The sequence below is a fragment of the Niameybacter sp. genome, assembly GCF_036655075.1.
Classification (GTDB): Bacteria; Bacillota; Clostridia; order Lachnospirales; family Cellulosilyticaceae; genus Holtiella.
Genome location: NZ_JAVVQU010000006.1, coordinates 45,349 through 71,848, shown reverse-complemented (window position 1 = coordinate 71,848; position 26,500 = coordinate 45,349). Strand labels below are relative to the sequence as shown.

General features: G+C 38.3%; 31 protein-coding genes. 1 reads left to right on the top strand and 30 read right to left on the bottom strand.

Going from position 1 to position 26,500, the window contains the following annotated elements; genetic code table 11:
* Positions 1–258: 258 nt before the first annotated feature.
* The 23 genes from RRY75_RS03290 to RRY75_RS03185 form a co-directional block, all read right to left on the bottom strand.
* Positions 259–1,581, bottom strand: a complete 1,323-nt coding sequence (locus RRY75_RS03290) for a dicarboxylate/amino acid:cation symporter (RefSeq protein WP_332491112.1) — start codon at positions 1,579–1,581, stop codon at positions 259–261.
* A 12-nt stretch (positions 1,582–1,593) separates the two neighbouring features.
* Positions 1,594–2,439, bottom strand: coding sequence for a dTDP-4-dehydrorhamnose reductase (gene rfbD, locus RRY75_RS03285; protein WP_332527261.1), 846 nt, complete (start codon positions 2,437–2,439; stop codon positions 1,594–1,596).
* 176 nt (positions 2,440–2,615) lie between these two features.
* Complete coding sequence (gene cls, locus RRY75_RS03280; RefSeq protein ID WP_332491116.1) at positions 2,616–4,154, bottom strand: cardiolipin synthase; 1,539 nt, start codon at positions 4,152–4,154, stop codon at positions 2,616–2,618.
* Between the two features lie 270 nt (positions 4,155–4,424).
* A complete protein-coding gene (locus tag RRY75_RS03275; protein WP_332491117.1) occupies positions 4,425–4,877 on the bottom strand; it encodes a cupin domain-containing protein in 453 nt (150 codons plus the stop codon).
* Complete coding sequence (eutH, locus tag RRY75_RS03270) at positions 4,878–5,969, bottom strand: ethanolamine utilization protein EutH (RefSeq protein ID WP_332491119.1); 1,092 nt, start codon at positions 5,967–5,969, stop codon at positions 4,878–4,880.
* Positions 5,970–6,012: 43 nt separating this feature from the next.
* Positions 6,013–6,561: a BMC domain-containing protein gene (locus tag RRY75_RS03265; protein ID WP_332491120.1), complete on the bottom strand. Its 549-nt coding sequence runs from the start codon at positions 6,559–6,561 to the stop codon at positions 6,013–6,015.
* Positions 6,554–6,829, bottom strand: coding sequence for a EutN/CcmL family microcompartment protein (locus tag RRY75_RS03260; protein WP_332491121.1), 276 nt, complete (start codon positions 6,827–6,829; stop codon positions 6,554–6,556). Before RRY75_RS03260 ends, RRY75_RS03265 begins: the two co-directional genes overlap by 8 nt.
* A gap of 13 nt (positions 6,830–6,842) precedes the next feature.
* Positions 6,843–7,508, bottom strand: a complete 666-nt coding sequence (locus RRY75_RS03255; RefSeq protein WP_332491123.1) for a hypothetical protein — start codon at positions 7,506–7,508, stop codon at positions 6,843–6,845.
* A gap of 18 nt (positions 7,509–7,526) precedes the next feature.
* Positions 7,527–8,150, bottom strand: coding sequence for a phosphate propanoyltransferase (gene pduL / locus RRY75_RS03250; protein WP_332491125.1), 624 nt, complete (start codon positions 8,148–8,150; stop codon positions 7,527–7,529).
* A 16-nt stretch (positions 8,151–8,166) separates the two neighbouring features.
* Entirely contained in the window at positions 8,167–8,979 is an 813-nt protein-coding gene (locus RRY75_RS03245; RefSeq protein ID WP_332491127.1) for a hypothetical protein, read from the bottom strand.
* A gap of 87 nt (positions 8,980–9,066) precedes the next feature.
* Positions 9,067–9,354: an ethanolamine utilization microcompartment protein EutM gene (gene eutM / locus RRY75_RS03240; protein ID WP_332491129.1), complete on the bottom strand. Its 288-nt coding sequence runs from the start codon at positions 9,352–9,354 to the stop codon at positions 9,067–9,069.
* Between the two features lie 72 nt (positions 9,355–9,426).
* Positions 9,427–10,893, bottom strand: coding sequence for an acetaldehyde dehydrogenase (acetylating) (locus RRY75_RS03235; RefSeq protein WP_332527260.1), 1,467 nt, complete (start codon positions 10,891–10,893; stop codon positions 9,427–9,429).
* Positions 10,893–11,573, bottom strand: a complete 681-nt coding sequence (locus RRY75_RS03230) for a BMC domain-containing protein (protein WP_332491133.1) — start codon at positions 11,571–11,573, stop codon at positions 10,893–10,895. The genes RRY75_RS03235 and RRY75_RS03230 overlap by 1 nt, the downstream gene beginning before the upstream one ends.
* 3 nt (positions 11,574–11,576) lie before the next feature.
* Positions 11,577–12,230 carry an ethanolamine utilization microcompartment protein EutL gene (gene eutL / locus RRY75_RS03225; protein WP_332491135.1) on the bottom strand — a complete coding sequence of 218 codons (654 nt, stop codon included), beginning with the start codon at positions 12,228–12,230 and terminating at the stop codon, positions 11,577–11,579.
* 14 nt (positions 12,231–12,244) lie between these two features.
* Positions 12,245–13,159, bottom strand: a complete 915-nt coding sequence (gene eutC / locus RRY75_RS03220) for an ethanolamine ammonia-lyase subunit EutC (protein ID WP_332491137.1) — start codon at positions 13,157–13,159, stop codon at positions 12,245–12,247.
* A 17-nt stretch (positions 13,160–13,176) separates the two neighbouring features.
* Positions 13,177–14,541 carry an ethanolamine ammonia-lyase subunit EutB gene (locus tag RRY75_RS03215; protein WP_332491139.1) on the bottom strand — a complete coding sequence of 455 codons (1,365 nt, stop codon included), beginning with the start codon at positions 14,539–14,541 and terminating at the stop codon, positions 13,177–13,179.
* Between the two features lie 30 nt (positions 14,542–14,571).
* Complete coding sequence (eutA, locus tag RRY75_RS03210) at positions 14,572–16,005, bottom strand: ethanolamine ammonia-lyase reactivating factor EutA (RefSeq protein WP_332491141.1); 1,434 nt, start codon at positions 16,003–16,005, stop codon at positions 14,572–14,574.
* A 27-nt stretch (positions 16,006–16,032) separates the two neighbouring features.
* Positions 16,033–16,476 carry a EutP/PduV family microcompartment system protein gene (locus RRY75_RS03205; RefSeq protein ID WP_332491143.1) on the bottom strand — a complete coding sequence of 148 codons (444 nt, stop codon included), beginning with the start codon at positions 16,474–16,476 and terminating at the stop codon, positions 16,033–16,035.
* A 2-nt stretch (positions 16,477–16,478) separates the two neighbouring features.
* Complete coding sequence (locus RRY75_RS03200) at positions 16,479–16,829, bottom strand: BMC domain-containing protein (RefSeq protein ID WP_332491145.1); 351 nt, start codon at positions 16,827–16,829, stop codon at positions 16,479–16,481.
* A 9-nt stretch (positions 16,830–16,838) separates the two neighbouring features.
* Positions 16,839–17,972 (bottom strand): 1-propanol dehydrogenase PduQ, encoded by a 1,134-nt coding sequence (locus RRY75_RS03195; protein ID WP_332527259.1) that lies wholly within the window; start codon positions 17,970–17,972, stop codon positions 16,839–16,841.
* 22 nt (positions 17,973–17,994) lie between these two features.
* Positions 17,995–18,129, bottom strand: a complete 135-nt coding sequence (locus RRY75_RS03190; protein ID WP_332491149.1) for a hypothetical protein — start codon at positions 18,127–18,129, stop codon at positions 17,995–17,997.
* Between the two features lie 263 nt (positions 18,130–18,392).
* Positions 18,393–18,587, bottom strand: a complete 195-nt coding sequence (locus tag RRY75_RS14195) for a 4Fe-4S binding protein (RefSeq protein ID WP_334309870.1) — start codon at positions 18,585–18,587, stop codon at positions 18,393–18,395.
* Positions 18,577–18,837 carry a hypothetical protein gene (locus RRY75_RS03185; RefSeq protein WP_332491150.1) on the bottom strand — a complete coding sequence of 87 codons (261 nt, stop codon included), beginning with the start codon at positions 18,835–18,837 and terminating at the stop codon, positions 18,577–18,579. Before RRY75_RS03185 ends, RRY75_RS14195 begins: the two co-directional genes overlap by 11 nt.
* 354 nt (positions 18,838–19,191) lie before the next feature.
* Between RRY75_RS03185 and RRY75_RS03180 the strand changes: the two genes are divergently transcribed.
* Positions 19,192–19,653, top strand: coding sequence for a DUF3888 domain-containing protein (locus tag RRY75_RS03180; RefSeq protein WP_332491151.1), 462 nt, complete (start codon positions 19,192–19,194; stop codon positions 19,651–19,653).
* Positions 19,654–19,814: 161 nt separating this feature from the next.
* Here RRY75_RS03180 and RRY75_RS03175 read toward each other — a convergent pair whose 3' ends face one another.
* The 7 genes from RRY75_RS03175 to RRY75_RS03145 all read right to left on the bottom strand — a co-directional run bounded on the left by RRY75_RS03175 (position 19,815) and on the right by RRY75_RS03145 (position 26,471).
* On the bottom strand, positions 19,815–20,537 hold the full coding sequence (locus RRY75_RS03175) for an amino acid ABC transporter ATP-binding protein (RefSeq protein WP_332491153.1): 723 nt from the start codon (positions 20,535–20,537) through the stop codon (positions 19,815–19,817).
* Complete coding sequence (locus RRY75_RS03170) at positions 20,534–21,283, bottom strand: ABC transporter permease subunit (protein WP_332491155.1); 750 nt, start codon at positions 21,281–21,283, stop codon at positions 20,534–20,536. Before RRY75_RS03170 ends, RRY75_RS03175 begins: the two co-directional genes overlap by 4 nt.
* Before the next feature lie 9 nt (positions 21,284–21,292).
* Entirely contained in the window at positions 21,293–22,120 is an 828-nt protein-coding gene (locus RRY75_RS03165) for a transporter substrate-binding domain-containing protein (protein WP_332491157.1), read from the bottom strand.
* Positions 22,089–22,556, bottom strand: a complete 468-nt coding sequence (locus RRY75_RS03160) for a MarR family winged helix-turn-helix transcriptional regulator (protein WP_332491158.1) — start codon at positions 22,554–22,556, stop codon at positions 22,089–22,091. Before RRY75_RS03160 ends, RRY75_RS03165 begins: the two co-directional genes overlap by 32 nt.
* Positions 22,557–22,911: 355 nt before the next feature.
* The gene (locus RRY75_RS03155) at positions 22,912–23,838 is read right to left on the bottom strand and encodes an ABC transporter permease (RefSeq protein ID WP_332491159.1); all 927 of its coding nucleotides are present in this window, start codon (positions 23,836–23,838) and stop codon (positions 22,912–22,914) included.
* Positions 23,839–23,848: 10 nt separating this feature from the next.
* Entirely contained in the window at positions 23,849–24,922 is a 1,074-nt protein-coding gene (locus RRY75_RS03150) for an ABC transporter permease (RefSeq protein WP_332491160.1), read from the bottom strand.
* Positions 24,915–26,471 carry an ABC transporter ATP-binding protein gene (locus RRY75_RS03145; RefSeq protein WP_332491162.1) on the bottom strand — a complete coding sequence of 519 codons (1,557 nt, stop codon included), beginning with the start codon at positions 26,469–26,471 and terminating at the stop codon, positions 24,915–24,917. Before RRY75_RS03145 ends, RRY75_RS03150 begins: the two co-directional genes overlap by 8 nt.
* Positions 26,472–26,500 lie beyond the last annotated feature (29 nt).

Genomic DNA, 26,500 nt, shown 5'->3' with positions numbered 1-26,500 from the left:
TGCGATTCATCTGATAAAAACTTTTCAACTACCTTGCCTCTTTACACTCTATCGCCTATACTAAACATAGCTTATAAAGTAAGGAGCCTTATGATGAACCAAGGACAAGAAAAGTTTTTAAATTTTATTATAGAAAGGGTAGATGAAGTCAATCAACCCAAAGTCAAAGCTATTATGCTACAACATCGTGCCTAAAAACAAAGAGGATATCGCTCAATTGATTGATGCGACATCCTCTTTGTTTTTGTGTAACTATCCCTACAGGGTCAGCTCTTGTGCTGCAAACACTTCTTTATTAAGGGCTTTATCTTGGTGTGCCACAATGGTTGTACATACAGCATCTCCTGTAATATTAACAACAGTACGTGTCATATCTAAGATTCTATCAATCCCCATAATCATACCAATCGCTTCTACTGGTAAGCCAACAGATGCGAAAACCATGGAAAGGGTAATCAGACCTACACCAGGTACCCCTGCGGTTCCAATGGAAGCTAATGTAGCTGTTGCAATAACTGTAATGTAGTCTGCTGGCGTCAATGTAATATTAAATGCCTGTGCTGCAAAGATTACAGCTACCCCTTGCATAATGGCTGTACCATCCATATTGATAGTCGCTCCTAGTGGAATAGTGAAAGAAGATATACGTTTTGAAACCCCCATCTTTTTATCTAGTGTATCAATAGAAAGTGGAATGGTTGCATTGGATGTCGCTGTTGAGAATGCAAATCCCATAACAGGCAAGAACTTTTTGATAAATTTGAAAGGGTTGAGTCCTGTAAAGCCTTTTAAAAAGGCCATATAGACGACGAAGCATTGAATACCTAAAGCAATAAAGACACCACTCATATACTTAAGCAGTGGGACAAAGGCACTAAATCCAATCCCTGCAAAAGTTTTTGCAATGAGGCAAAATACACCAATAGGTGCAAGCTTCATCACCAACATGGTCATATCCATCATGACATTGTTAAACTCGTTGAAAAAATTTCCTACTGTTTCACAACGATCCCCTTGTTTAGCCAGTACAATCCCTACTAAAATGGCAAATACGATGATCGGAAGCATATTTCCTTCTGCCAAAGCTTGAATAGGGTTTTTAGGAATAATATTGAGCAGTACATCTGCAAAACTTTGTTTTTCTGCAATCGTTGTCTCCGCAATTTCTAAAGCACTCATATCTAGCCCAATACCTGGGTTAATGATTTTTGCTGTACCCAATGCGATAGTAATTGCAATAGCTGTTGTTACTAAGTAGAACAGAATGGTTTTGACCCCTACCTTACCAAGTTTTTTAGAATCTCCAATTGCCATTGCGCCACATACAAGAGAACAGAAAACTAAAGGTACCACAAGCATTTGCATCGCTCTTAAAAAGCCATTGCCTACAACGTAGCAAATCCCATTAATAATGACTGTGTCTTTTACAAATCCACTCGGTACAATATAGTGTAAAATGACTCCTGTTAATGCACCTAATAAAAGACCAATAAAAATCTTTGTGGTTAACCCTAATTTTTTCTTCTCTTGCTTTGTGTTTTGTGCTTCATTTACTTTTTTTGTTTGTTTTTCTTTTCCCATTGGTTTTCCCCCTTATTTTTTCATGTAAATTTCTAACGCCTCTTTCCAGTCTGCCATCTTGTAATTTGTGGCAATACGTAACATAAAGTTATCTAATACAGTGTAAGCTGGCCTAGCATTTGTAAAATCTGCATGCTTAGTCGGAACAGGCTCTACCGCTACCTTCACGCCTGCAAGCTTTAAAACTTCTTTGGCAAATTCATAGCGGCTACAGCTTCCACTGCATGTCCCATGATACAATCCATATTCAGATATCTCCATGAGGTGCATCACAAGTTTTGCCAGTTCAATAGAACTTGTAGGCGAAGCATACTGGTCATTGGCAATACGAAGTGTGTCTTTTATCTTGGCTGCGTCTAACAAATCTTGCACAAAGTTCTCACCCTCTCCATAAACCCAAGAGCTTCTAATAATCATGTACTTTTCTGCAAAATCACGGACAAATTGTTCACCTGCTAACTTTGATTTACCATAGACACTTTTAGGCGTTGGTCTATCAAACTCACCATAAGGTACATGCCCCTCCCCATCAAATACATCATCTGTGGAAATATGTATAAGTTTAGCTCCAATTTTTCTAGCCACAATACTTATGTTTCTAGCCCCGAGTGCATTCACTTGATATGCCTTTTCAGGATTGCTTTCACATCCTTCTAAGTCTGTATATCCTGCACAGTTAATAATAATACCTGGACGATTCATGGTCCCATAAGTCATGACATCCTCTGCATTGGTAATATCTACTTCCTCTACATCTGTATTCAGAATTTCGTATTCCCTCTTATTTAATAACGCATTCATTGCACTGCCTAGTCGTCCATTTGCCCCTGAAATCCATACTTTACTCATTGTACCCATCTTTCCCCTCCTCTATTTTATATATAAATATATACTATTATAAAATATTTTACCAATAAAAGCATCTATTTTTCTAAAATTGTCTGATATTTTTTTATATTATGTTTAGATTATTTTCTGCATAAAAAAAAGTTGTACCATTCATCTAAATGTACAACTTTCTTTTATAACCTTTTCTACATAAGAGGTGCAAAAATTCTAAGAATAGCACGCCCTAATTTTTTGTACCACTTAATAGCATGAGTCTCAGCGAGCATCACTTGCTTACACACTTTTAACGTCTCCAAGTAATCTGCCTTCACATCCATAACTGTATCGGTTTGATAGAGCCATACACCACACTCAAAGTGAAGGTATAAACTCCGGTAATCTAAATTAATGGTACCTACCACACTATAGAGGTCATCTACAACAAAAGTTTTGGCATGAATAAACCCTGGTGTATATTCATAAATCTTCACGCCACTTTCTAGGAGCACATCATAATAAGCACGTGTTACAGCATGAACATACCATTTATCTGCAATGTGAGGCGTCACAATTCTCACATCTATACCTGACTTAGCAGCCACACATAAGGCAGTAATCATCTCATTATCAATGATTAGATAGGGTGTGTTGATATAAACATACTCTTTTGCACGGTTGATTAAGTTTAGATATACTGTTTCGCCTACTGGTTCATGGTCTAGTGGACTATCTGCAAAAGGTTGTACATAACCCTTTGCCACAATCTCTTCTTCTAAATGCACATGAGGACGATACTTTGCATAATCCTCATCTGTATTGGTTATATAATCCCACAAGGTTAAGAACATATTGGTCATATTCCATACCCCTTCACCTTTAAGCATGATGGCAGTATCTTTCCAATGCCCATGTTTTTCATAAGCATTAATATATTCATCTGCTAAGTTAATCCCACCTGTGAAACCTGTATGTCCATCAATTACCAAAATTTTTCTATGGTCACGATTGTTGAATTTAGAAGATAAAATAGGTACAAATTTATTAAATACTTGGCAACGTATACCCATTTTTTCTAACTTTTTGTCATACCCATAAGGTAGTGTTAAAATGCATCCCATGTCATCGTAAATCACTCGGACATCTACACCTTGTTTGGCTTTTTCCTCCAAGATTTCAAGAATGCCATTCCACATGACACCTTCTTGTATAATAAAATACTCTAAGAAAATATAATGTTTTGCCTTTTTGAGCTCTTCTTTCATACGTTCAAAGGCTATTTCTCCTAAAGGTAAATATTCGGTATGCGTATGTTTGCAAGGTGGGCAGTAGGCATATTCTGTTATATAACGGGATTGGGCACCTGCTGTTTGACTAGCTTCCTGAATTTCATCTAAGGCAGCATCCTTTTCCTTAAGAAGGGCTAACATTTTAACCCCTATACTACTCATCTTTTCTTGTTGCCTTTTACTCATCTTATTTTCTCCAAACATGACGTAAAAAAGGCCACCAAAGATGGGGAACAACAAAATCAGTATAATCCATGCAATCTTATAGCCTGGATTGCTTTTATTACTAATAATGTATAAAACAACACCCGCACTGAGTAATAAGCAAAAAGCATAGAAGTACACAAAATAGCTATTAAACTTCCAAATCATTCCAATTAAAATAGCAGCTTGAATGGCTATAAAGGTGCCTACTACAACCAATCGGTGGCATAAAAACTTAACTAATTTTCTTAACATATTTCCTCCTCCTCCACTGTTTAGTTCTTTAGTATGTAATTTTTATTTTATCTACTTCATACGAAGTTTATTTATAGTTTAAGCTTTTAACCTTATTCTATAGTCTTATTATATTTAATCGCATGTCTAAAATCTATGATTTTAGTAACTTCTTTTTATATTTTATACTTTTCGCACGCTAAAACACATTTTAAAAACAATACCTATAAAAATAGAGGTTATAAAAATACGTATTTTGTACAATCGTATTTCTATAGCCTCTATTTCACTTTATGCTTGACCTGCCCAATCTGCAGGATAAGTTACATAGATAAAACGGGAATACTCTGGCACTGAGAATTTAATGCGAGAGCCTTTAGGAATGAGAATGACTTCTCCAGGCCCTGCTGTAACTGTTTCACCATTGATGATAATGCTTAAACTCCCTTCAATCACATAGTCAATTTCATCATAGTTAAGGGTCCAGTCAAAAGTGGTATTTTTCATTTCCATAATACCACAACCAAGACGTGGGCTTTCTTCAAGTGTAAATAAGTCTTTTGTATACACAATGTCAGAAGATACGCCTGTATCTAATCGGTCACTTTCATAAACGCGAATTTGTGGTACTTTCACTGCCATAACACCTGAAGCAGATTGTCGTTCATGGTAGCCACCTGTTGCTAGTTTTTCTACTAAAACTTCTTTAATAAGGTTCTCAAGTCTACTTTTATCTAAATCCATTTAAGCTTTTTCCTTTCCCAATGTTTTATTTGCAATAAACATTGCTACAAAAATGGCAGTTATACCACCTACTAATTTACCAACGATCATAGGGAAAATCATTGCAGGATTAAATCCAGCAGTAAATCCTAAATGGTCACCAAATACAAAAGCTGCTGAAACTGCAAAGGCTACGTTAAGAATTTTCCCACGGTTATCCATATCTTTCATCATCCCAAACATAGGAATACTATTGGCTAAGCTGGCTACAAGTCCCGCAGCTGCTACATCATTCATACCCATTACTTTACCAAGTTTTAAAAGTGGTGTTTTAAATACTTTTGTAATGACATAAACAAGTGGGAATGCACCGGCTAATACAATGGCAATGTCTGCAACAATTTCAAATCCTTCACGGATTGGATTCATCCCTGGGATGAGTACAATCCCTGTAAGTTGTTCTACAATCCCTGCGCCAAGTCCTAAGGTAATGACAGCCACGACAAATTTACCAAAGTAAGTGAATCCCGTAATCATCGCACTTTCAAACTTCCAAAGGCCAAGAGCAATTAAAAGGGCAAAAAGGATGATAGGAATTAAATTGCGCACTACCATCATCAATGGGAACCCTGCAACAAGACCACCTACGAATGAACCAATAGGAATGGTAATAACCCCTGCAAGCACACCGGTTGCTAAATATTTGCGGTCTTTTTCTTCAATGATTCCTAAAGCAACTGGAATGGTAAAGACAATTGTAGGTCCAAGCATTGCCCCTACAATTAAGCCACCAAAAAGTCCCGCATCAGGGTCAATAGCAAGGGCTTGTGCAAGAGGTGCCCCTCCCATGTCGTTAGCGATAAGAGAGCCTGCAAACATAGCAGGGTCAGCACCTAACAAGCCAAACAAAGGTACAACAACAGGTTTTAATAGATTGGCAATAACAGGTGCTAAGGCAATAATCCCAACCATAGAAATCGCTAGGGCACCAATTGCCATAATCCCTTCTTCAAATTTTTCGCCTAGGCCAAACTTGTTTCCAATAATTTTATCTAATGCGCCTAGTGCTGCAAAAAATACCATGATATAAATAATAATCTCATTAATACTCATACGGTCTTCACTCCATTTATTTAATTTTATAAGGTGACATGACTTAAATCAGGAATTGGGTCATTTCTTCACTCGGTGAAGGAATAATAGATATATTGGCACGTTCCTGTTGATCTAGTGCAAGTTTTGCTTCTCTAAGACCACATTCAATGCTACTTAAAGTTCCTGTGATTACATAGACAAGTTTGCCACCTATGCCAAACGCCAGTTGCATTTTAATCAGCTTACTGTCACTTGATTTGAGTGCATGGTCTAAGGCCTTAATGCCTGTACACACTTTCCCTGTCTCCATAATCCCTATAGCACCTTCAACGGTTCTTGAGTCATATTTATTTTTAAAGGCTTGAACGATAGCTTGACTCACTGCATGGACTTTAAAGCTATCAACCAATGTGCCATCCGCTATTTCCACACCATAATCGATCGCCTCATTGACTTCCCCTTCATCCCCTGTAACAATGACGAGAAATTTACCTGGGCAAATCGTTTTAAAATAAATAATTTCAACACTTGCCTTTTTTACCACTTCATTGGAGACTTCAATGCCCTTGCTAATACTACGGAATTCTAAAGCACCTATACTTCTACTCATAATCCAATACCTCGATAGAATCTACAATACCTACTACTGCACTATCTACAGGTGCTTTAGGATTTCCTATTGCATGTCTGGCACCTCCACCACGACTGATAAGAACCAAGTCTCCTACACCAGCCCCTACTATATCTGATGCTACGACAAACCCTTCTCGTTCCCGCTCTTTATCTAAAAGAATTTTAATTACGAGTAGTTTTTGTCCATTTAAATTTTCATCTTTTTTAGTGGCCCATACGTTGCCAATAACTCTTCCAATTTCCAATTTATGTCCTCCCCTATATCTTGAGTATGGTTAAGTGATGTGCCCGTATAAAATCTTCTGCTAAAGGTGTAATCTTACAATGAGATGCCAGTTCTAATGTTTCATTGAATCCAACTCTTGCACTAATTAAATCCTTTTCTAGGAGAAGTTTTTTATGGAACACGTGAGTCTTTTCTTTGCCTGATTCATGGATTTGAACAAGGTTCGGCTCGGACAGAGATTGTACACGTTCACTAGGTAGCGTATCACATTCTCTTATGCTCTTTATAATGAGTACACCATATTGACGCAACGTACGCTCATAGTCATGATAAAGTGCATATAAGTTCTTTGGTGCCGTATCTTTGTACTTTCTATACTCAAGGCCTCTTTCAAGTACGTAGACTTGCTTGCCTTGCAATTGGGCTTCAAGTAGAGCCACTTCTTCAGGTGTATCACCATAACCTAGTGCTAAATGCGCCATTTGCGTTACAGTTAATGTACTTATAAGGACTTTCTCATAATTTGATTGCCCTGGTGTAAAAGGCATATGAGGATAATCCTTTAAAGCCTCTTCTTCTTCTTTTGTTAATGTGCCAATGACCATAAGAGAGGCGCTTCCTCTATGGGCGCTCAGCTCGTTTACAAACTTCTTGCAGACTTCATTGATAATGTCTTCAATAAGTTCTTGGCGATTCATAAGTCACCTTCTTTCTGATCATTTAAGAATAATCCCAAAACTTTCTTTGTTGTACCCACAGCAGTTTGCCTCGTCGTAGTCAATATGCATGAAGGTTCTAAAGTTCTTGTGCACACGCACCACTGTTTCTTCAAAAATCACAGGACGTTCGCCAGATACTTTGACTTTCACACTTTCACCGTCTTTTACATTAAACTTCACTGCATCTTCTGGTGTCATATGCACATGACGCTTAGCTACAATCAAACCTTGTTTGACATTTACTTTCTTTTCTCCATTACGAATGGTTACACCCGGTGTATCAACAATTTCACCACTTTGTCTAAGTGGTGCATTGATACCTAGTACCAATGCATCTGTAGAAGAAACTTCAATCTGTGTATCTTTTCTGAGTGGACCTAGCACAATCACATTATTTAATGTGCCTTTAGGTCCTACAATGGAAACACGTTCTTTACAAGCATATTGTCCAGGCTGAGAAAGCTCTTTTATTTTTGTAAATTCATAGCCCTCACCAAAAAGTATGGCTGCATCTACTGCGTTTAAGTGAACATGTCTTCCTGATGCTTCTACAGGAATAAAAACTTCTTTTTTAAGCGCTTCAATAACTGCTTCTGAAATAGCATTTGAAATGTGTGTCATAGTGTCTCCTTTCTCGTTAAGATTCTTTATATCGGTCTGTCAAATATTTAAACATCATAATCCAGAATAACGAAGATAACCTATTGAAAGCTTTGATAATATCTTCTCGTTCCACTTGCCCATATTCGTTACTAAAAGCTTTGTATGCCACAAGTTCTGCTTCCCGAGTAAGTGCACGGAGTTTATTAAGATACACTACTATTTCACCTTGCTTATAGTTCGGTAAAAAGTGTCTCATGCCATAATACTGACTAGGATGATGGGAATGCTCCCTGAGTTCTTCGGCACTTAGTCCTTGTAGATTAAACTCACCAACAGGCTCACCACTAACTTCACACCGTAGAAGATGACGTATAAAGCGTACCACTTCCTCTAAATCTTTAATGAGTTGCTTTAACCCCTGTTTGTCCGCTATTACTTGAACCACTAAGATTTCCGATTCAAGTGAGTCAATTGCACCTCTTAAAGCAATACGAGGGTGGTCTTTAAATACTAAAACGTTACCTCTAAGATGTGTCATATGCTCTGGCTTTTGGGTTAAAGTGGCACCAAAGAGTGTCTCATATGTTTCTTCGGGTGTAGTCATAGTCTTTTCATCCTTTTTGTTCGTATCTCTTAACGCCACTTCTTCTTGTGTAGAAGGTTGGTGTGACTTTGGTCTGGGTTCATCTGCTTCACTTTTTACTTTAACTGTAATTCCTTTTTCCATCAAATAAGCACGGGCTGCAGGTGTAACAATTTGTTTAGGCTCTAGATAAAGGGCATCTTTTTCCTTTAGCTCATGATGCGCGAGCATGATTCTAATTGCTTCTTCAGTCAAAACAGACATACTAGACCTCCACCTTATTAATGATTTCTACAAAGGGAGGGGACACTTACATCCAGTAAGTGAAGTCCCTCCTTGTAGAGTGTTAGATTAGGCTTGTGGTCCGTGAGGAAGTATCACGTCAACTTCAGCATGTGGTCTAGGGATTACGTGTACAGAAATAAGCTCGCCTACACGTTCTGCTGCTGCTGCACCTGCATCTGTAGCCGCTTTAACAGCCCCTACATCTCCTCTTACCATTACTGTAACAAGTCCACCACCTACTTGTTCTTTGCCAACAAGCATCACGTTGGCTGCTTTTACCATTGCATCTGCTGCTTCAATTGCACCTACTAATCCTTTTGTTTCAATCATTCCGAGTGCATTTGTATTTGCCATTTTGTTTTCCTCCTAAATTCTAAGTGAGTTTTAAAATAGTAATACGACCTTAGTATTCTACTTTTTCACACTTTATATTAATTGTTGCATAATTTTTTTAACGATTGCGTCTAATGTAGCCTCTGAAATTTGATCACTGCAACAGCTGCTACCACTTGGTGTTTCTTTTCTGATTTCTTCTAGTTCTTTCGTTCCATAGGCTACACGTTTAATGTTGATTACATCTAGTGGCCCAATGTTGTTTGAAGAAGAACTGCCACCCACTGCACCACAACCTAGGGTAAGGGCTGGGAAAAGATTCGTTGTTGCACCAATACCACCTAATGCACCTGGTGTATTGATGAGAATACGTGAAGCAGGTATACGTACTGAAAAACGTTTCACAAGTTCCTCATCATTGGCATGCATACTGAAAGTATGCCCACTCCCTTCAAAATGAAGAATTTCTATAGATTTTTCAAGTACTGCTTCTACAGAGTCTTCTACATAGAGGGCAAGAATAGGTGCTAACTTTTCTCTTGAGTAAGGTGCTAAATGGCCTACTTTGCTTTCTCTGGCTACAAGGACACATGCTGACGCTGGCACTTGTGTAAGCCCTGCAAGTTTTGCAATGTGCTCTACACTCTTGCCTACAATCGCTGGGTTCATGCTACCATTTGGTCTTAAGATAAAGTGGGCTAATTGATCACTCTCCTCAGTATTGAGCATGTATGCGCCTTGTACTTTCAGCTCTGTAGTCACTTTTTCTTCCATACATTTTTCTACGATGATAGATTGTTCAGATGCACAAATGGTCCCATTGTCAAAAGTTTTAGAATCTAAAATACGTTTGACTGCTAGGTGTACATCTGCACTCTTATCAATAAAAGCTGGGCCATTTCCTGCACCTACGCCAATAGCTGGTGTGCCTGAAGAATAGGCAGCTTTAACCATAGCAGATCCACCTGTTGCTAAGATGAGACAGGTATAGCGATTGGTCATCAATTCTTTAGTTGCTTCCATAGTTGGTACTGTAATCGTAGAGATTGCACCTTTTGGCATACCAGCTTTTTCAGCTGCTGCACTAATCACTTTAACCGTTTCTAAAATAGCATTTTTTGCGCCTGGATGAGGTGAAAATACGATGGCATTCCCACCTTTTAAAGCAATTTGTGCTTTATACATAACAGTAGATGTAGGATTAGTTGAAGGTATAACCCCTGCAATAACACCTACAGGAACACCTATATCCATTGTTTTATTCACTCGGTCTTCTGCTAAAATACCCACTGTTTTTTCATCTTTAATGGCTTCAAAAATGCCTTTTGAACCAAAGACATTTTTGATTACTTTATCTTGCCATAGCCCAAAACCTGTTTCTTCATTGGCAAGTTTTGCAAGACGTTCTGCATGTTCATACCCCGCATCTGCAATAGCTTTAACAATACGGTCTATTTGAGTTTGATTTAAAGTTGCTAATTTTTTTTGTGCTTCATGTGCTGTTTTTAAGAGACTACGTACCTCTTGGATGGATACTAAGTCTTTGTCAAGTAAATCCATTAAGTCTCTCCTTCCTCACGCTTATAATAATCCGTCAATATCCCTATAAGCTCTTGTTTCTTAGTCGCATTTAACTTCTTTATAGGTAGGTCTATACCACTTGCTACAATGAGTGCACGTAGCTCCGAATTGCTCTTAGCTTCTAGTTCAGCAATTCGTTTGTCTGTTACTTCCTCCATAGAAGTTGTTTCCTCTTCTATTTCATCTTCTGCTCGTGCATCCATTTCAACTTCTTTACTTGTTGGCATCTTAGGTGGCAGTATAATTTTTACTGCTTCCTCCTCTTGTATCAATGGAGGACTTGTTGCCTCAACACTTTGAGTCGTTGGTGTTATAACCGGCATACCTACAGAAGCAATCATAGGCTTAGACGTGGGGTCACTTTTTTCAACCTCTGGCATCGTTTTTAGTTTGAGTACGGTGCCAAACAAAGCTGTATCCACTCTAGGGATTACGTGGGTAGCTCTTAGAGGACCTATCCTAGAAGCAGCAAGTCCACCTGCAGCTACTGCAGCTTGTACAGCCCCTACGTCACCCATGATTTGGACTGTCATAATCCCACCATCCACTTTAGTAATGCTTGCTAACTTGACATTGGCTGCTTTTAAGGCTGCATCCGCTGCCTCTATCGCTGGCGGATAACCAATGACTTCAATAAGGCCGAGTGCCTCTCTTTGCATGGGTTAGTATTCCTGTGGATTACTTGCCACCGCACGAACGGCTTCTGCAAAAGCACTACATGCAGCGTTACAAGCTGATTGTGAGCCTGTCAAAAGCCCGCCGCCAAAGTTGGTTTCGGATGGTGGTCCAAAAAATTCGACTAAACGTACATCTGCCGCTTTCATGGCAGCATCTAAAGCATAAATAGATTCTAAGGGTGGTGCAATCAAGTAGGCTAGAGGTTCGCCTTCGCTAATACCTGCTACTTTTGAAAGGTATGTCCCTGTACGAGATACAGTATGTGCATAATAAACGATAGAATCATCTTCATTAGCACTTGTAAAGTGTGCACCGTCTTGCATAAAAGTAAGTGCAGCTTTAAGTCCACTTTTTACTTCTGCTGGACTTGGTCCACCAATGATTCCGATAACTTCTCCAGCCAATTTTGTTGAAGCATTTCCTGCACCTGCATACATAGAACGTGCATACACAACATCTACATCTGCATCTTTTGTTGCTTCATCTAGTGCTGTATAGGTTACATCATCCATATCAGCGGTAATAATCCCTAAGCTTTTATGTCTTTCTCCAAGTTCTAGCTTTTTAGCAAGTTCTGGACTTACATTTGAAATCATGCGTACGCCTAGGACGTTAGGTCGTATTTTATCGTTCTTCACGTTATAAGCCTCCTTTATTTAAGATTGATACCAGATGCTTTCTTATCTAGCATTTTTTTAATCAATTCTGCAGTATGTGCACCTGCTTCAACAGCTGTTGTACCACCTCTGTGAATGTTAGAAATAACTGTACGTTCTGCTTCTGCTAAACCATGGCGTGGTTTATAAGCAATATAAGCGGACATAGATTCAGCTGTTACAAGCCCCGGTCTTTCCCCAACGAGCATACAAATAACTTCTGCACCTGTAATTTGTCCAATATCATCCATTGCACCTACACGCGCATATTTGATAAATAGGATAGGTCCTACTGTAATCCCATACATTTGTAACCCTTGTTTAATAGCAGGAATCATATCTTCTACGTTGGCTTCAATAGCTGAAGAAGAAAGACCATCGCCTACAATAAGAAGCACTTTTGGATTTTGTCCACACGTTTTCTTGATGACCTCAATTTCTTTTTGGTCAAAACGACGACCCATGTCAGGACGTGTTAAATATTGGTCTTTGTCTTGGCAAAGTGTTTGTACAAACACAAAATCATTTTTCTTAATAAATGCTTCAGATACGTCACTAAAGACTGCATCTTGAGCTGCTGCATGGTCTGCACGTACACGAAGCATTGTTGCTGTACGATATCTTGCACCCGCTTTACCAATACCAAGTCTTGCTGGTGTTTTACTCTTCATTTGTAGATAAGCTTCTTTATCTTTTGCATTTTTTACAAGAAATTGTTTTTTAAGATCAACTGCTGTAATATCATCAATACATCCACTACGATCAATATGACTTGCATTATAACTTGATTCATTTTGAGATGTAGGAATAGTTGTCTTTGTAGTCTCTATCCCGCTACTTATTGTTGTTTCTTTTCCAATCATTTGGTCTACAAGTTGTTCTACCATTTTTCTTAAATCTTGTTCGTTCACGTTTTATGCCTCCTTTTCTAGAACAATATTGATGCGTCGCCCGCTCTTTCAGTTAAGTGTCCACGTTCGTCTACAAAGCCCATTTTAAGAAGCCATTCATGGAAAGGTTTTATGGCAGTTAAGCCAAACATTTCACGAAGTGCTGCTGTTTCATGGTAGCCTGTTGTTTGATAGTTGAGCATAACGTCATCTCCATGAGGAATACCCATAAAGTAGTTACAACCTGCTGTTGTTAAGAGAACAGATAAGTCTTCAATACTATTTTGGTCAGCTTTCATATGGTTGGTGTAACATGCATCACAGCCCATTGAAATACCTGTAAGTTTACCCATGAAGTGATCTTCAAGCCCTGCACGACTTACTTGGCGACCATCATATAAATATTCTGGTCCAATGAAACCAACTACAGTGTTAACAAGGAATGGGTCAAAGCGTTTAGCAAAGCCATAGCATCTCGCCTCCATTGTCACTTGGTCAGTATCAAAGTGTGCTTCTGATGAAAGTTCAGAACCTTGACCTGTTTCAAAGTACATAACGTTTGGACCTTCTGCTGTTCCTTCTTTAAGTGCAAGTTGTCTTGCTTCTTCAATCGTTGCTGCATTAAATCCAAAGGCAGTATTTCCTTTTTCAGAACCTGCTATAGATTGGAAAATAAGGTCTGCAGGCGCGCCATGTCTAATAGCATCCATTTGTGTAGTGACGTGAGCAAGTACACAAGTTTGAGTTGGAATTTGGAATTTTTGTTTAATTTCTTCAAATCGTTTTAAAACGCGCACAACACTTTCTGTTGAATCATCTACAGGGTTTAGACCAAGTAAAGCATCTCCTGCACCATAGGTAAGTCCTTCAAGTAGTGAAGCCATAATCCCATCTGGGTCATCTGTTGGATGGTTAGGTTGAAGACGACTAGATAAAGTCCCAGGCATACCAATTGTTGTATTACAATGTTTAATAATACGGATTTTTTGTGCACCATAGATGAGGTCCATATTAGACATCAATTTGGCTACAGCAGCTACGATTTCAGAGGTAATCCCTCTTGAAGCACGTGCAATATCTGCTCCTGTTGTTTTTTCATCTAAAATCCATTCTCTAAAGTCACTAACAGTCCAATGTTTTATTTCGTTGTAGATTTTTTCATTCACATCATCTTGGATAATACGTGTTACTTCGTCCTCTTCATAAGGTACAGCCGGATTGTTACGTAAGTCCTCTAATGTAATATTAGCAAGCACTACTTTTGCTGCAACACGCTCCTCTGCAGATTGGGCAGCAAGACCGGCTAATTTATCGCCTGATTTTTCTTCATTTGCTTTGGCCATAACTTCCTTGAGTGATTTGAACTCATAAGTGTGACCAAATAATTTTGTTTTTAAGATCATTTTGATCCTCCTTTCACAATTTCACATCTTTTAACTAAATACTAATGTTTTCACCACTACTGGTAAGACAGCACCTTCTGCAATAGGACTTCCAATGTCAATATAATCGCCGTTATCCAGTTTCACACTATCTAAGCAAATGACATCTTTTTTGTATTCAAGTAAATGATAAATACTTTGTCCTAAAGCTTTTGCCATATCTTCTTCGACAATAATAATTAGGGGGAGTTCACGTTCAATGAGTTCCTGCATCCCTTGAATTAAACCTTTCGCATAAGTTTGGATGTCATTAAAACTTGGATTCGCTTTTCCTTGTATAGCAACTGCAACCCGTTGCAAGTCGCCTTCTAACTTGAACCACTCAAGCTTTTTGTGAAGAGCCTTGGCTAAACCCTCTATACCTTCTAGTTCTTCCTCAAGGGCTAATTTCAAAATAGGCAAGTTTTTAATGGGAAAAGCATTGTTGGTGTACGTAATGGTACTGCCACTGATTTCCGTGGTATGTGTCCCTGCACCCACTACTGTTGCTCGAATGGTCTCGGTACTTCTTATAAGTTTCAACTTTTGGCATAGAATAGACCCTTGAATAGCTTGTCCAAGTAGAATGCCAATATCCCCAAATTTAAAATAGTCGCTAATCTCTCCGTCATAATAAACATAATCTGCCACACCACCAGAAAAGGATATACATTCTATAGGCACGCTAAGTTCAATATTTTTATTAGTCATAATAAAACTTAATAGATGATCCTGTGTACGAAGTCCTGCACTTTGTTCAAGTATTTCTACCATGATGTCTAAGATAGGCTTCAAATTTTCTCTAGTGGCAATAGTGCCTATGGCAAGTCCCAAATTTCGTTCACAAATAAGCTGTTCATACTTAGGTGCTATATACGTAATCGCATGTGTACTTGGGTCTACTTTGACCAGACGTCCACCTACATCTAGGCATCCTGTTTCCTTTACGTCTCCTCTTAAAAAGACAGCTAAATTACTTGTTCCACCTCCTATGTCTATATTGACCACACTCGTACTGTGTTCTTTGGAATAAAGATGTGCGCCTGCACCTTTACCTGAAATAATACTCTCAAGGTCTGGTCCTGCAGTAGCCACAACAAAATCTCCTGCTAAACCACTTAAGGTTGTGAGTACTTCTTGTGCATTTTCTTTTCTAGCCGTTTCACCGGTTATAATGACGGCCCCTGTATCAATCTTTGCAGGTTCTATTCCCGCTTTTTCATATTCATGTTCGATAATACTTCTCACCTTTGGTCCATCAATCTCATGAATAGACAAGAGCGGGGTAAAATAAATATCACTTCGATAAATGATTTCCTTATCTACAATCACAATGCGAGGTACTGTATAACTAGACGCCATATTTTCTACAATAATCTTTGAAAAAATGAGTTGTGTTGTACTGGTCCCAATATCTATCCCTACACTTAATAGTTCTTCTCTCACTTTTCCTCCTCCTTAGGTGTGCCCTTTTTATGCCTTTAATATAGATTCTAAATATATAAAAAGGGGTTCAATGCCTACACCTTCTACGGTGTCTACTTTAAAGATGCGGCTTACACCTGCTGACTTTAGTCCAAGCTCTACTTTTTCAATTTGCTTAGGGTCTGTGACTAAACTTACTTTTGTAATAATGCCGATCACTTCCTTTGCAAAAGTACCTGCAAAAGCCGGAGGGATAAAGTGGTCATAGGCTGTAGGGTCTGCCACAAGTGCAATGAGCTTAGCATCTACTGCACTCATAATGAGCGCACTGTAATAATGACGATTCTCCAAGTATTCACCTGGTGTATCAATAGCATTTTCATAGAGTTCGACAGCTTGAGTCTTTTTATACTTTAATTCTAATTCATTGAGTTTTTGACAAAGGGTTGTCTTGCCACACCCTGTCTTACCCATAAAGATAATTCGTTTCATGGCTATGTCCTCGTAATGTGAGTTGGTGTAAAGCCTAGTACATGCTCAAGCACACGTAAAATATCACTCATCGCCGCATCAACAGAACCTACATCCCCTGAAAACACAAGGGCACCACTAAAGCGGTCAATAAAACCTAAGTGAATATCTGAAGCTTTTGTTGCCACATCTGCTGCAATAATTGCACCTTCACTTGGTGTAATGGTCAAAATACCAATGGCTTCAATATGGTCTTCCATTAGCCCAAGCTTCTTATAAATATCTTCTGTAGGATGGGCAATGATATGGGCAAGTGTGACTTGCTTTCCTGGTACAAACTCTTGAATAATGCGTTGTTTGGGTTCAAATTCCATAGTCTACTCCTAACCCGTTATCTGATGCAGGATTTCTAACACATCCCCTGTTGTCGCTGTACGTGGATTGGTTAACATACAAGCATCTTCTAACGCACCTTTTGCAATGTCTTGTTTTACTTCATTAACTGCTTCTTGTGTGATATGACATGCTTTTAATGTCACTGGCATTTTCATTTCTTTTTGCATTTTTATAATTTCATGGACTAGATTCTTGACTAAAGCTCTTGTATGGGCACCTTGTAAGCCAACAAGTTTTGCAAGCTGTGCATATTTGGTAGCAGCTTTTGTATAGTGGGTTGGATTAAAGCCTTCAATATCGGCATTAAACTCAATAACATAAGGTAGTAAAAGGGCATTGGTACGCCCATGTGGAATATGCAATTTGCCACCGATATTGTGTGCAATGGCATGATTAATACCAAGGGAAGCTAAGTTAAAGGCAATTCCCGCTAGACATGACGCATTGTGCATCTTTTCTTTAGCTTCCATATCCTCACTACTCTCATAAGAACGTTTTAAGTACTCAAAGACGAGTTCTACAGCTTTTTCTGCAAGTGCATCGGAAAAGTCTGTAGCAGCAGTAGATACATAAGCTTCAATAGCGTGGGTTAAAACGTCCATACCTGTATCTGCTACAATGTCCGGTGGTACACTTTTTACAAGTTCTGGCTCTAAAATCGCAATGTCTGGCAAAAGGCTATTGGATACAAGAGGATATTTGACCCCTTTTTCATGGTCTGTAATAACAGCAAAAGAGGTCACCTCTGAACCCGTCCCACTTGTTGTTGGGATAGCAATAAAGGTCATATCCTTTAAGCCACCAATTTTTTTAGAAAAATCCATAATAGCTTTGGCCGCATCAATGGACGAACCTCCACCTAGTGCGAGCATCGTATTAGGTTTAAAGGCAATGACTGCCTCTACCCCTTTAGTCACAAGCTCCATCGGCGGGTCCGGCACGACTTCGCTAAATACTTCAAAGCTGCCAGCTTCTAGTTTATCGATCACCTTATTAATCATGCCAGACTTCACCATAAAGGGGTCAGTTACAATAAATACTCGTTGCCCATGTAAACTGGTTAAGTATCCAAGTGCACCTTTACCAAATTTAATTTGGGTTGTAATTTCAAAAGTCTCCATGTTCATCATCCTTATGTGTTAGTTATAGAAAATCGTCTTCATCAAGCTCATTCGTATATAAGTCGTTTAATGTAAGACCTAATTCATCACACATTTCTAGATGAGAACCATAATGGGTATTGAGCATTTCTTGATAGTAATCATGAATTTTTGGCATAAACTCACCTCCTCTCGTTAGTATGTCACTTTTTAGAAAAATATACCCAAAGAAAGGTAAATATTAAAATGGCTTACGACATTTTTCTTTTCTAAAAAGGTGTCATAAGCCATTGATGTCGTATCTTTTTACAGTTCTTATTATTATCAGTTTTTTGCTTTTTATTTATATCAAAGGGTATTTATACCACAATTTATATTAAATAAACTTCCAAAAAAACAAGACACCTCTAGAGAAACCCCTAGAAGTGCCTTACATGATATCTATGCTTTTTTTACAGTTTGTAGTTGTATATACTTACGCCAACACCTTGTGGCACAGCGCCCGCATTTTATACAGCTTGCTTGGTTGATGAGATAAGGTTGCCCTTTACTAATACAGTGGACTGGGCAAACAATTTTACATGCCCCACACCCATTGCATCTTTCATCAATGTGATAGCTTTTCTTATTCTGCATCAAAATCTACATGAATGATGCCATTTTGTGTATTAATATTGATATAGGCTAAATTAAATTCATCATCCATAACATCAATTTTATACTCAAAGAAAACTTCGTCATCTACTTTAGACATAAAGATATATCCACCGTTTTCTTTGCCATCGATTTCATCACAAATTTCATTATAAATGGCCATTCCGTTCACGCTGCCGTTATAGCCCGCTGCTTTAATCTTTTGTTCTATTGCTTCATAAATGGCTTCCATAGTCTACCTCTTTCTTTTGTCATCATCCATAGTCTACTTCCAACGCCAAATACTTGTCAACTCCTAATATCTCCTCAGTTGTACCCCACCTTAATGATCTTTAGAATGTCCATCCTTTACTTTTTGCATCAAACAAGCCCTCAAATTTGACTCAGAGCACCTCCACAGCTTCTTCCTCTCTGAGCTAATCTGGATGTTCAAAATCCCTAAGTAACTTAAATCAATCTCAAGAACCTTTGTCCTCATTATAAATGATTCTTTATTGGAACATTGGTACATAAAAAGATTTTTAAATTCATAAGTCTACAAATTTTTCATATACTAACTTTATAAAGCTATTGGAGTGTGTTCATAATGAAAAAAATATCTTATTTAATGCTTTGCCTATCCCTATGTTTTTCTATCTTCATTTTTACTGGTGCGACACCTTTAGATGCGAAAGGTGGCATTCCTTATCCTTATACGCCTTCTGAAGGCTCTATTGAAGAGCTCTACAAAGATATGTTAGTGACCACCTTAGAGCCTACTATTTCAGCAGAAATTGAAAAGCAATACGGTATGCCACTCCTCTATGGCCTTTATGATGTTACTTTCCTAAAGGTTGAACGAGAAGCTTACAGAGGATTTTCTTTTACACTCAAAGTACAAGTCAAACCTTTTGTAGGTGCACATAACACTATTGGTGTGGATGAAATCACTTTAAGTATTAGTCCTTATGGCATACAAGTAGAAAACTTTAAGCATACACAGAGTTTTCCTCTTCCACCGCTCAAAGAACATGCTTATCCTAAATTGCATATTCCACCCCTAACCTAACTTTTATAGGTTGCTTCTCAATGTTTAATAGCCCAAATCTTCACTTCTTACTGTTCAAGTTATAAGTGCTTCCTATGTAGTGGCTGTAATACATCAAAAGAGTAGGCAATCAGTGTATATCTTCCCACTGATTGCCTACTCTTTGTCGTTCATTATTACGCTTATTTAAAAGTAATTTTATTAACAAAATCTTGAATACGTTCGTTTTCATTTTTAAATAGTTCTTCCATCGGCCCATGTGCTAGAATTTTCCCTTCTTCAACAAAAAGGTAATAATCAGCAAAACGTTTTGCAAAGTTAAGTTCATGGGTGACAATAATCATATCTGTTTCTTCTTTCATATGAATCAAAGTCATCATGACTTCGTAGGCCAATTCTGGGTCTAATGCACTTGTAGGTTCATCTAGCATGAGCAAATTGGCACCTGTTACAAGCGCCCGAACAATGGCTGCACGTTGAGCCTGCCCACCACTAAGTTGATGAACCTTCTTATCTTGATGTTCTAGTATCCCTACTTTATCCAACCATTTTCTAGCTAGTGCTTGTGCTTCTTCTTCCCTCATATGATAAGTATAAATCAAATGAATCGTTACATTTTGTAGAACCGTTAAATTAGGAAACAAATTATCATGTTGGAAAACAAAGCCTACTTCATGCAAATATGCCTTAGGATCCTTTATTCCTACAATTTCTATACTATTCACTTGTAAAGAACCTGAGTCAGCCTCTTCAATAGTCCCTAGAAGCTTTAGAAGTGTACTCTTTCCCCCGCCACTTGGTCCTACAATAGCAAGTGTGTGAATGCCTTCTAAATGAAGGGTATCAATATGAATAGCAGACTCCGCACCATATGTTTTGATTAAATTTTGAATTTTTATGTTCATGCCTGCACCACCTTTTTGTTTAGCCAATTCGCACATATACTAAGTGGAATGGTAATGGCTAAGTAACCTATTGCCAGTAACACATAGCCTGTGACAAACTCTAATGTTCTAGAATTAAATAGGTTAATGATTTGTGTGAATTCTGATACTGAAATCAATGAAAGTAAGGCCGTACTTTTAACAAGTAATGCAAAATGGCTTGTGAGTGTTGGCAGTGTCCCTTTGATGATTTGAGGTAAAATAATTTTGGTCATACAAATTGTTCGAGGTAAGCCCAAAATATGCATCATCCTAAATTGCTGAGGTGAGATATCCTTATACGCACCTTCAAATGTCTTGGCAAAGTAACATGACATATATAAGGAAAGAATAAGTGTTCCACCTACTAAAGGATCACGTATACCAATTGCAGACGTTAAAAAGAAATATAAGACAATAATATGTACCATAAGGGGTACACCTAATGCCACTTGGGTAAAGCATGTATAAAAATAATTCAACCACTTATGTTTAGAAATACTCATGCCAAACAGCATCCCGCTAAAAACTAAGCTTAAGATTAAGGCAACAAGACTTATCATAATAGTATACAAATAGCCTTGTCCAAGTAATCCTGCATATTGACCTAATGCCCCTATATTCAATTTAAAATCTGGATTTTGGTAGACAACAACTAAAAAGATGAAATTAAAAATGGCAAAGACAGCTAGTACGTCCCATATCTTTTTTAAAGTTTTTTCGCTCATATTCCCCTCCTAAAAGAAGTATTTAAGTCCATAAGACTCATACTTTTCTACTTCTTCCTTTAAATATTTCTCACGCATCTCCTCATAGAAGCCTTCCGCCTGAATCTCAACAAGGGCACGGTTAATGGCTTCTTGCAAGGCAGCTTCTCCTTTGCGCATACCTATACCCCACCCTTTTGTTCCTGGCAGTGCATCCAGATTAAGTTTAATTTGACTTAAGTTCTTAGAGCTTTCAATCAAACTGAGTGGGTCATAGATAAAGGCTGTACTTTGGCCACTGTTCACATCTAGAAGCCCTGCTGAAACTTCTGTAAAACTTTTAATTTGTGCCTGTGGCAGATGAGTCATCGCCCACATTTCACCAATGGTACCTTGCTTGACGGCAACTGTAACCTCTGGATGATTTAAATCTTCATAGCTTTTTGCAGCTGCCTCTTTATGAATGGCTAAAGCCAAATCTGAAGAGGCATACTCATTAGAGAAATCAATCGTTGCTAAGCGTTCCTCGGTAATACTCATAGAGGAAATAATCAAATCAATATTTTGTGTTTGAAGTGCAGGAATTAGCCCTGCCCAATCTAGACTTCTAATCTCTATGTTTTTTCCAAGCTTTTCACCGAGTTTGTGAGCAAGCTCTACAGATACGCCCATAGGTGTTCCTTTTTCATCAATGGTCTCAAAAGGTGGGAATTTAAGCTCCATCCCCACGATTAAAGTCTCTTTATTCAATGTCCCTTTTTCGGTACGGTGACGTGTAAACACATAGGTGTTGGCAATTATTAAAAAAAGTAATAACCCTATAATTCTAATTTGATACTTTCTTTTTGTTTGTTTCATAGTCTCCTCCTTCTTCTAAGGTTAAATTGGCATACATTTTTAGAAGAACGTTTTTAAAAATAGTACATTCTTCTTCTGTTATCCCTTGGTATAAAACTTCAAAGATACCCTTTGTAATCTCATCAAAAGCAGGCCTAAGTGCCTGCCCTTTAGCTGTCAACTGGATAGGGTTAGCTCTTTTATCTTGTGGGTCTATCATACGCTCTACATAGCCCTTATCCATAAGCTTCTTCACTAGAGCAGTGACTGTAGAAGGGTCTTTCTTAATTTTTTTCGCCAGTTCTCCCATAGTTTGTGTCTTATGTTCAAAAAGGTGTACCATGATGTCCCCATGCGAGGGTACCACGCCCTCTACACCTTGTGCTGCAAGCCCCTCTATAATATAGCGTTGTATAGCATGTCTTACTTGACTAATAAGCCGCAATGTATTGTCCATATTTATTCCTCCGTATAAATATACTTTGATATCCAAACTCATTTTACGTTGATACCCAAGTATTGTCAAGTTTCTTCCTCTCACCCTTTTATAGGATCAAAAATAGTGCTTTCTATACTTGTTCATCCCTGCCATAACTTCTTTTTTTACTGTTGTGTTGCTCTCTTTTAACTTAAACATCTTTTCTAACTAATAGTGTTATTGTTTTATGTTGTCTTCTTTAACAAAAAACTACCATCAGATTACAAGTGAATCCAATGGTAGTTTATGTGTTCTAGATATTCATCCCTAGTGAAGATCTTGACAGAATCTTCGTAGAAATGCTTGACCTCTATTAATAACTCGTTTCTATTTACTAGTCTATTTTCTTTTGCTCTTCCTTTTTACTTTGACGCGCTGTGTACATCACATAGATGATAACAATCGTTAAGTACGGAAGCATTTGAATAAATTCAATGGGGAGACTAAATCCTTGTAAGTAGTTGGATAAACTTTCACTAAATCCAAAGAGCATAGAGGTGAAAAGGCCCACGATCGTGTTCCCTGCTGCCATAGCCTGAGTTGCTAGAGCTACATAACCACGTCCTGCTGTCATCCCTGCTGAGAAAATCTTAACATACCCCATAGAAAGGAAGGCACCGCCAAGGGCTGCAAGTACACCACTTAGTGTAAGCGCAATATAGCGCATTTTGATTACAGAAATTCCTACAGACTCTGCTGCCTCTGGAGATTCTCCAACTGCACGAATACGCATACCAAGGGTTGTGTATTTGAACATAGCCCAAATAGCTACAACAAGAATGAGTCCAACATAAGTTAAAATATGATGGCCAGATAAGATGCCTCCAATAACCGGAATATCTTTAATAATAGGAATATGCACAGCTGGTAAAACAAGAGAATTTAAAGAAGTTGAAGCCCCTTTGTCCCCTGTTAAAAGGTAAAGTCCAAATACTGTTCCACCAGATGCCATTAAGTTTAAGGCAATCCCTGAAATAATAATATTAGATTTTAGCTTTAAGGCAAAGTAAGCTAATATATTACTCATTAATACCCCCATCAGTACAGAACCTAATAGACCCATCCATACATTTTGAGTAAGTGCACTGACTACTACACCCATAAAGGCTGATGCAAGCATCGTCCCCTCTAAAGCGATATTACTTGCACCTGAACGCGAAGCAATGATAGCTCCAAGTGTGGTCAGTAGTACTGGAGTGGTCGAACGCAACATAGCAAAATAAAAATCTTGGTTAGTGAAAATATCGAGTAATTCGTTCATGTCCGCCTCCTTATGCTGAATAATTTTCTAATGCTTTTTTAGATTCTTGACGTTGTTTCACCACATATAAGAATCGTTCTGCTGTGATTAAAAGAATAATAACTCCTTGAATAATAGCAATCAATTCATTTTGTACGTCACTTGTTCTAGACATAATGTCTGCCCCTACACGGATGTACGCTAAGAAAAATGCTGCAATAGGCACATACTTGGGATTGTTCCCCGCAAGTATGGCAATGATGACACCATCCCACGCGTAAGTTGGTGCATCTGCCCAACCAAAACGGGTATACATCCCAAGTTTTTCACTGGCACCGCCCATCCCTGCAATAGCACCTGCTAACATTTGAGTCATGATAATCACTTTAGCTGTATTAATCCCTGTATGCTTAGCAAACTCTAAGTTACTTCCTACAAGACGGATTTCATAACCCCATTTTGTTTTATAAATAAAGAGATAGAGTAAAACCCCTACAATGAGCATGAGAAGAAAACCATAGTGAAGACGTGTGCCTGGCATTAATTTTCCAAGCAATGCTGTTTTTTCATATTTTAAAGAAGCAAAGTTCCCTGCTTGGCGGTCAATGATGAAGCGATTCACCACGTAAAGACCTGAATAGAAACATACATAGTTGAGCATAAGTGAGGTTACAAGTTCATTAGACTTATACTTCACTTTTAGAAGCGCTGGTATAGCTCCTACAAGGCCACCTACTACTGCCGCAACAGCAATAGCCACGACAGGGTGAATCCCTGCTGGAAGTGGCAATTTAATCGCAATGACAGAAGCTACCACTGCACCTAGGTACAAAGAACCATCCGCAATCATAGAGAAATTCCCTGATTGATAAATTAAACTAAGTGCAAAACCTGTAAAAGCCAGTGGCGTTGCCATTTCTAATACGTTGAAGAAATGACGTTTAGATCCTAGTGGACCAGTAAGAAGGGCACCCAGTGCCGCTCCTGGCGCATCACTTACCAAGAAAATAATAAGCGTTGAAATAGCAAAGGCAATCCCTATTGCTACAGAAAGCCTCAAGGCATTGAAGCCATTTTTGTCAAACCAATTTTGTATTTTATTCACTGTAGGCACCTCCGATAACTTCTGGTGCATCTACTTTTACACCTAACATATATAGTCCTAAATCATTTTCTGTAACATTTTTTACATCTTCAATATAGCCTACAATTTTACCTTCATTCATGACGATAATCGTATCACTTAAAGATAAAACTTCGCCTAAGTCAGCAGATACAAGTAAAATTGCTTTTCTTCTTTTACGTAGCTCAATAATTTTATGACGAATAAATTCAATAGCCCCGACGTCAATCCCTCGTGTTGGCTGATTGATAATGAAAAGTTCTGGGTCATATAGATACTCTCGCCCTACAATAAGCTTTTGAATGTTTCCACCTGAAAGCTCTTTAATGCTTTGTTTACTTGTACTATGCTTAACCTTGAAGTCTTGAAGAATTTTATCTGTAAAAACTTTGATCTTCTTGGCGTCTAGTAAGCCATACTTAGATACTTCTTGTGTACGATACACTTTAGAAATGGCATTATCTTCTAAAGAGAGCTTAGGTGCAGCCCCAAAGACCATACGGTCTTCAGATACATGAGAAAGGCCTACTTCTTGACGTTTTAAAATAGCCATGGCGGAAATATCTTGCCCTTTAAGGGTAATCTTTCCTTGGTCTTGTTTTAAACTTCCTACAATCGTTTCAATCAGCTCTGACTGACCATTTCCATCAATCCCTGCAATACCTAAAATTTGTCCTTCTCTTACACAAAAGGAGATGTTGTCCACTTTTTTCTTCCCAAACTTGTTGGTATAAGTTAAGTCTTTCACCTTCAAGATACTCTTACCAAAGTCACCGGCTTCTTTTGGAATATCTAGGCTCACATCACGCCCTACCATAAGCTTTGAGATTTCTTGTTCTGTTAGGTCACTTACTGGGTGGGTCCCCATTGTCTTTCCATCTCTAAGTACGGTGAGACGGTCACTTAAGGCTTTAACCTCATTAAGTTTATGAGAAATAAAGATAATCGTATGACCTTTTTCACGTAGCAGCTTAAGTTGTTCAAAAAGTTCATCTGTTTCTTGTGGTGTAAGAACTGCTGTTGGCTCATCTAAAATAAGAATTTTTGCACCTCTGTAAAGTGCTTTTAAAATCTCTAGCTTTTGTTTCATAGCAAGAGAGATATTCACTACAAGCTCTGTTGCATTTACATCTAAGTTATAATGTTTTGACATTTCCTGGGTAATACGAATGGCTTCTTTACGATTGATAACCCCTGCCTTTTTAGGTTCATGTCCAAGTACTAAGTTTTCTGCTACGGTAAGAGATGGCACCAACATAAAATGTTGATGCACCATACCAATACCACGTGCAATGGCTTGTTTAGAAGAAGCAAAGTGTACTTCTTCTCCTCTTACATAAATGCTACCACTTGTTGGTGCACTCATCCCAAAAAGCATTTTCATTAAGGTAGATTTTCCTGCCCCATTTTCCCCAATGAGGGCATGGATTTCACCTTCTTCAATACTAATATTTACCTCATGATTTGCAACTACTCCACCTGGGTAAACTTTAGTTAAGTCTTTCACTTCTAGTATTATTGGCTTTTTCACGTCATTCACCCCTATGCTTTGTAGTCTAC

What these genes read in the sequence shown, in the direction of transcription:
- RRY75_RS03290 (WP_332491112.1), bottom strand. Translation starts at nt 1,581, where the DNA reads ATGGGAAAAGAAAAACAAACAAAAAAAGTAAATGAAGCACAAAACACA.
- rfbD (WP_332527261.1), bottom strand. Translation starts at nt 2,439, where the DNA reads ATGGGTACAATGAGTAAAGTATGGATTTCAGGGGCAAATGGACGACTA.
- cls (WP_332491116.1), bottom strand. Translation starts at nt 4,154, where the DNA reads ATGTTAAGAAAATTAGTTAAGTTTTTATGCCACCGATTGGTTGTAGTA.
- RRY75_RS03275 (WP_332491117.1), bottom strand. Translation starts at nt 4,877, where the DNA reads ATGGATTTAGATAAAAGTAGACTTGAGAACCTTATTAAAGAAGTTTTA.
- eutH (WP_332491119.1), bottom strand. Translation starts at nt 5,969, where the DNA reads ATGAGTATTAATGAGATTATTATTTATATCATGGTATTTTTTGCAGCA.
- RRY75_RS03265 (WP_332491120.1), bottom strand. Translation starts at nt 6,561, where the DNA reads ATGAGTAGAAGTATAGGTGCTTTAGAATTCCGTAGTATTAGCAAGGGC.
- RRY75_RS03255 (WP_332491123.1), bottom strand. Translation starts at nt 7,508, where the DNA reads ATGAATCGCCAAGAACTTATTGAAGACATTATCAATGAAGTCTGCAAG.
- pduL (WP_332491125.1), bottom strand. Translation starts at nt 8,150, where the DNA reads ATGACACACATTTCAAATGCTATTTCAGAAGCAGTTATTGAAGCGCTT.
- RRY75_RS03245 (WP_332491127.1), bottom strand. Translation starts at nt 8,979, where the DNA reads ATGTCTGTTTTGACTGAAGAAGCAATTAGAATCATGCTCGCGCATCAT.
- eutM (WP_332491129.1), bottom strand. Translation starts at nt 9,354, where the DNA reads ATGGCAAATACAAATGCACTCGGAATGATTGAAACAAAAGGATTAGTA.
- RRY75_RS03235 (WP_332527260.1), bottom strand. Translation starts at nt 10,893, where the DNA reads ATGGATTTACTTGACAAAGACTTAGTATCCATCCAAGAGGTACGTAGT.
- RRY75_RS03230 (WP_332491133.1), bottom strand. Translation starts at nt 11,573, where the DNA reads ATGCAAAGAGAGGCACTCGGCCTTATTGAAGTCATTGGTTATCCGCCA.
- RRY75_RS03215 (WP_332491139.1), bottom strand. Translation starts at nt 14,541, where the DNA reads ATGATCTTAAAAACAAAATTATTTGGTCACACTTATGAGTTCAAATCA.
- RRY75_RS03205 (WP_332491143.1), bottom strand. Translation starts at nt 16,476, where the DNA reads ATGAAACGAATTATCTTTATGGGTAAGACAGGGTGTGGCAAGACAACC.
- RRY75_RS03200 (WP_332491145.1), bottom strand. Translation starts at nt 16,829, where the DNA reads ATGGAATTTGAACCCAAACAACGCATTATTCAAGAGTTTGTACCAGGA.
- RRY75_RS03195 (WP_332527259.1), bottom strand. Translation starts at nt 17,972, where the DNA reads ATGGAGACTTTTGAAATTACAACCCAAATTAAATTTGGTAAAGGTGCA.
- RRY75_RS03190 (WP_332491149.1), bottom strand. Translation starts at nt 18,129, where the DNA reads ATGCCAAAAATTCATGATTACTATCAAGAAATGCTCAATACCCATTAT.
- RRY75_RS14195 (WP_334309870.1), bottom strand. Translation starts at nt 18,587, where the DNA reads ATGCAGAATAAGAAAAGCTATCACATTGATGAAAGATGCAATGGGTGT.
- RRY75_RS03185 (WP_332491150.1), bottom strand. Translation starts at nt 18,837, where the DNA reads ATGGAAGCCATTTATGAAGCAATAGAACAAAAGATTAAAGCAGCGGGC.
- RRY75_RS03180 (WP_332491151.1), top strand. Translation starts at nt 19,192, where the DNA reads ATGAAAAAAATATCTTATTTAATGCTTTGCCTATCCCTATGTTTTTCT.
- RRY75_RS03175 (WP_332491153.1), bottom strand. Translation starts at nt 20,537, where the DNA reads ATGAACATAAAAATTCAAAATTTAATCAAAACATATGGTGCGGAGTCT.
- RRY75_RS03170 (WP_332491155.1), bottom strand. Translation starts at nt 21,283, where the DNA reads ATGAGCGAAAAAACTTTAAAAAAGATATGGGACGTACTAGCTGTCTTT.
- RRY75_RS03165 (WP_332491157.1), bottom strand. Translation starts at nt 22,120, where the DNA reads ATGAAACAAACAAAAAGAAAGTATCAAATTAGAATTATAGGGTTATTA.
- RRY75_RS03160 (WP_332491158.1), bottom strand. Translation starts at nt 22,556, where the DNA reads ATGGACAATACATTGCGGCTTATTAGTCAAGTAAGACATGCTATACAA.
- RRY75_RS03155 (WP_332491159.1), bottom strand. Translation starts at nt 23,838, where the DNA reads ATGAACGAATTACTCGATATTTTCACTAACCAAGATTTTTATTTTGCT.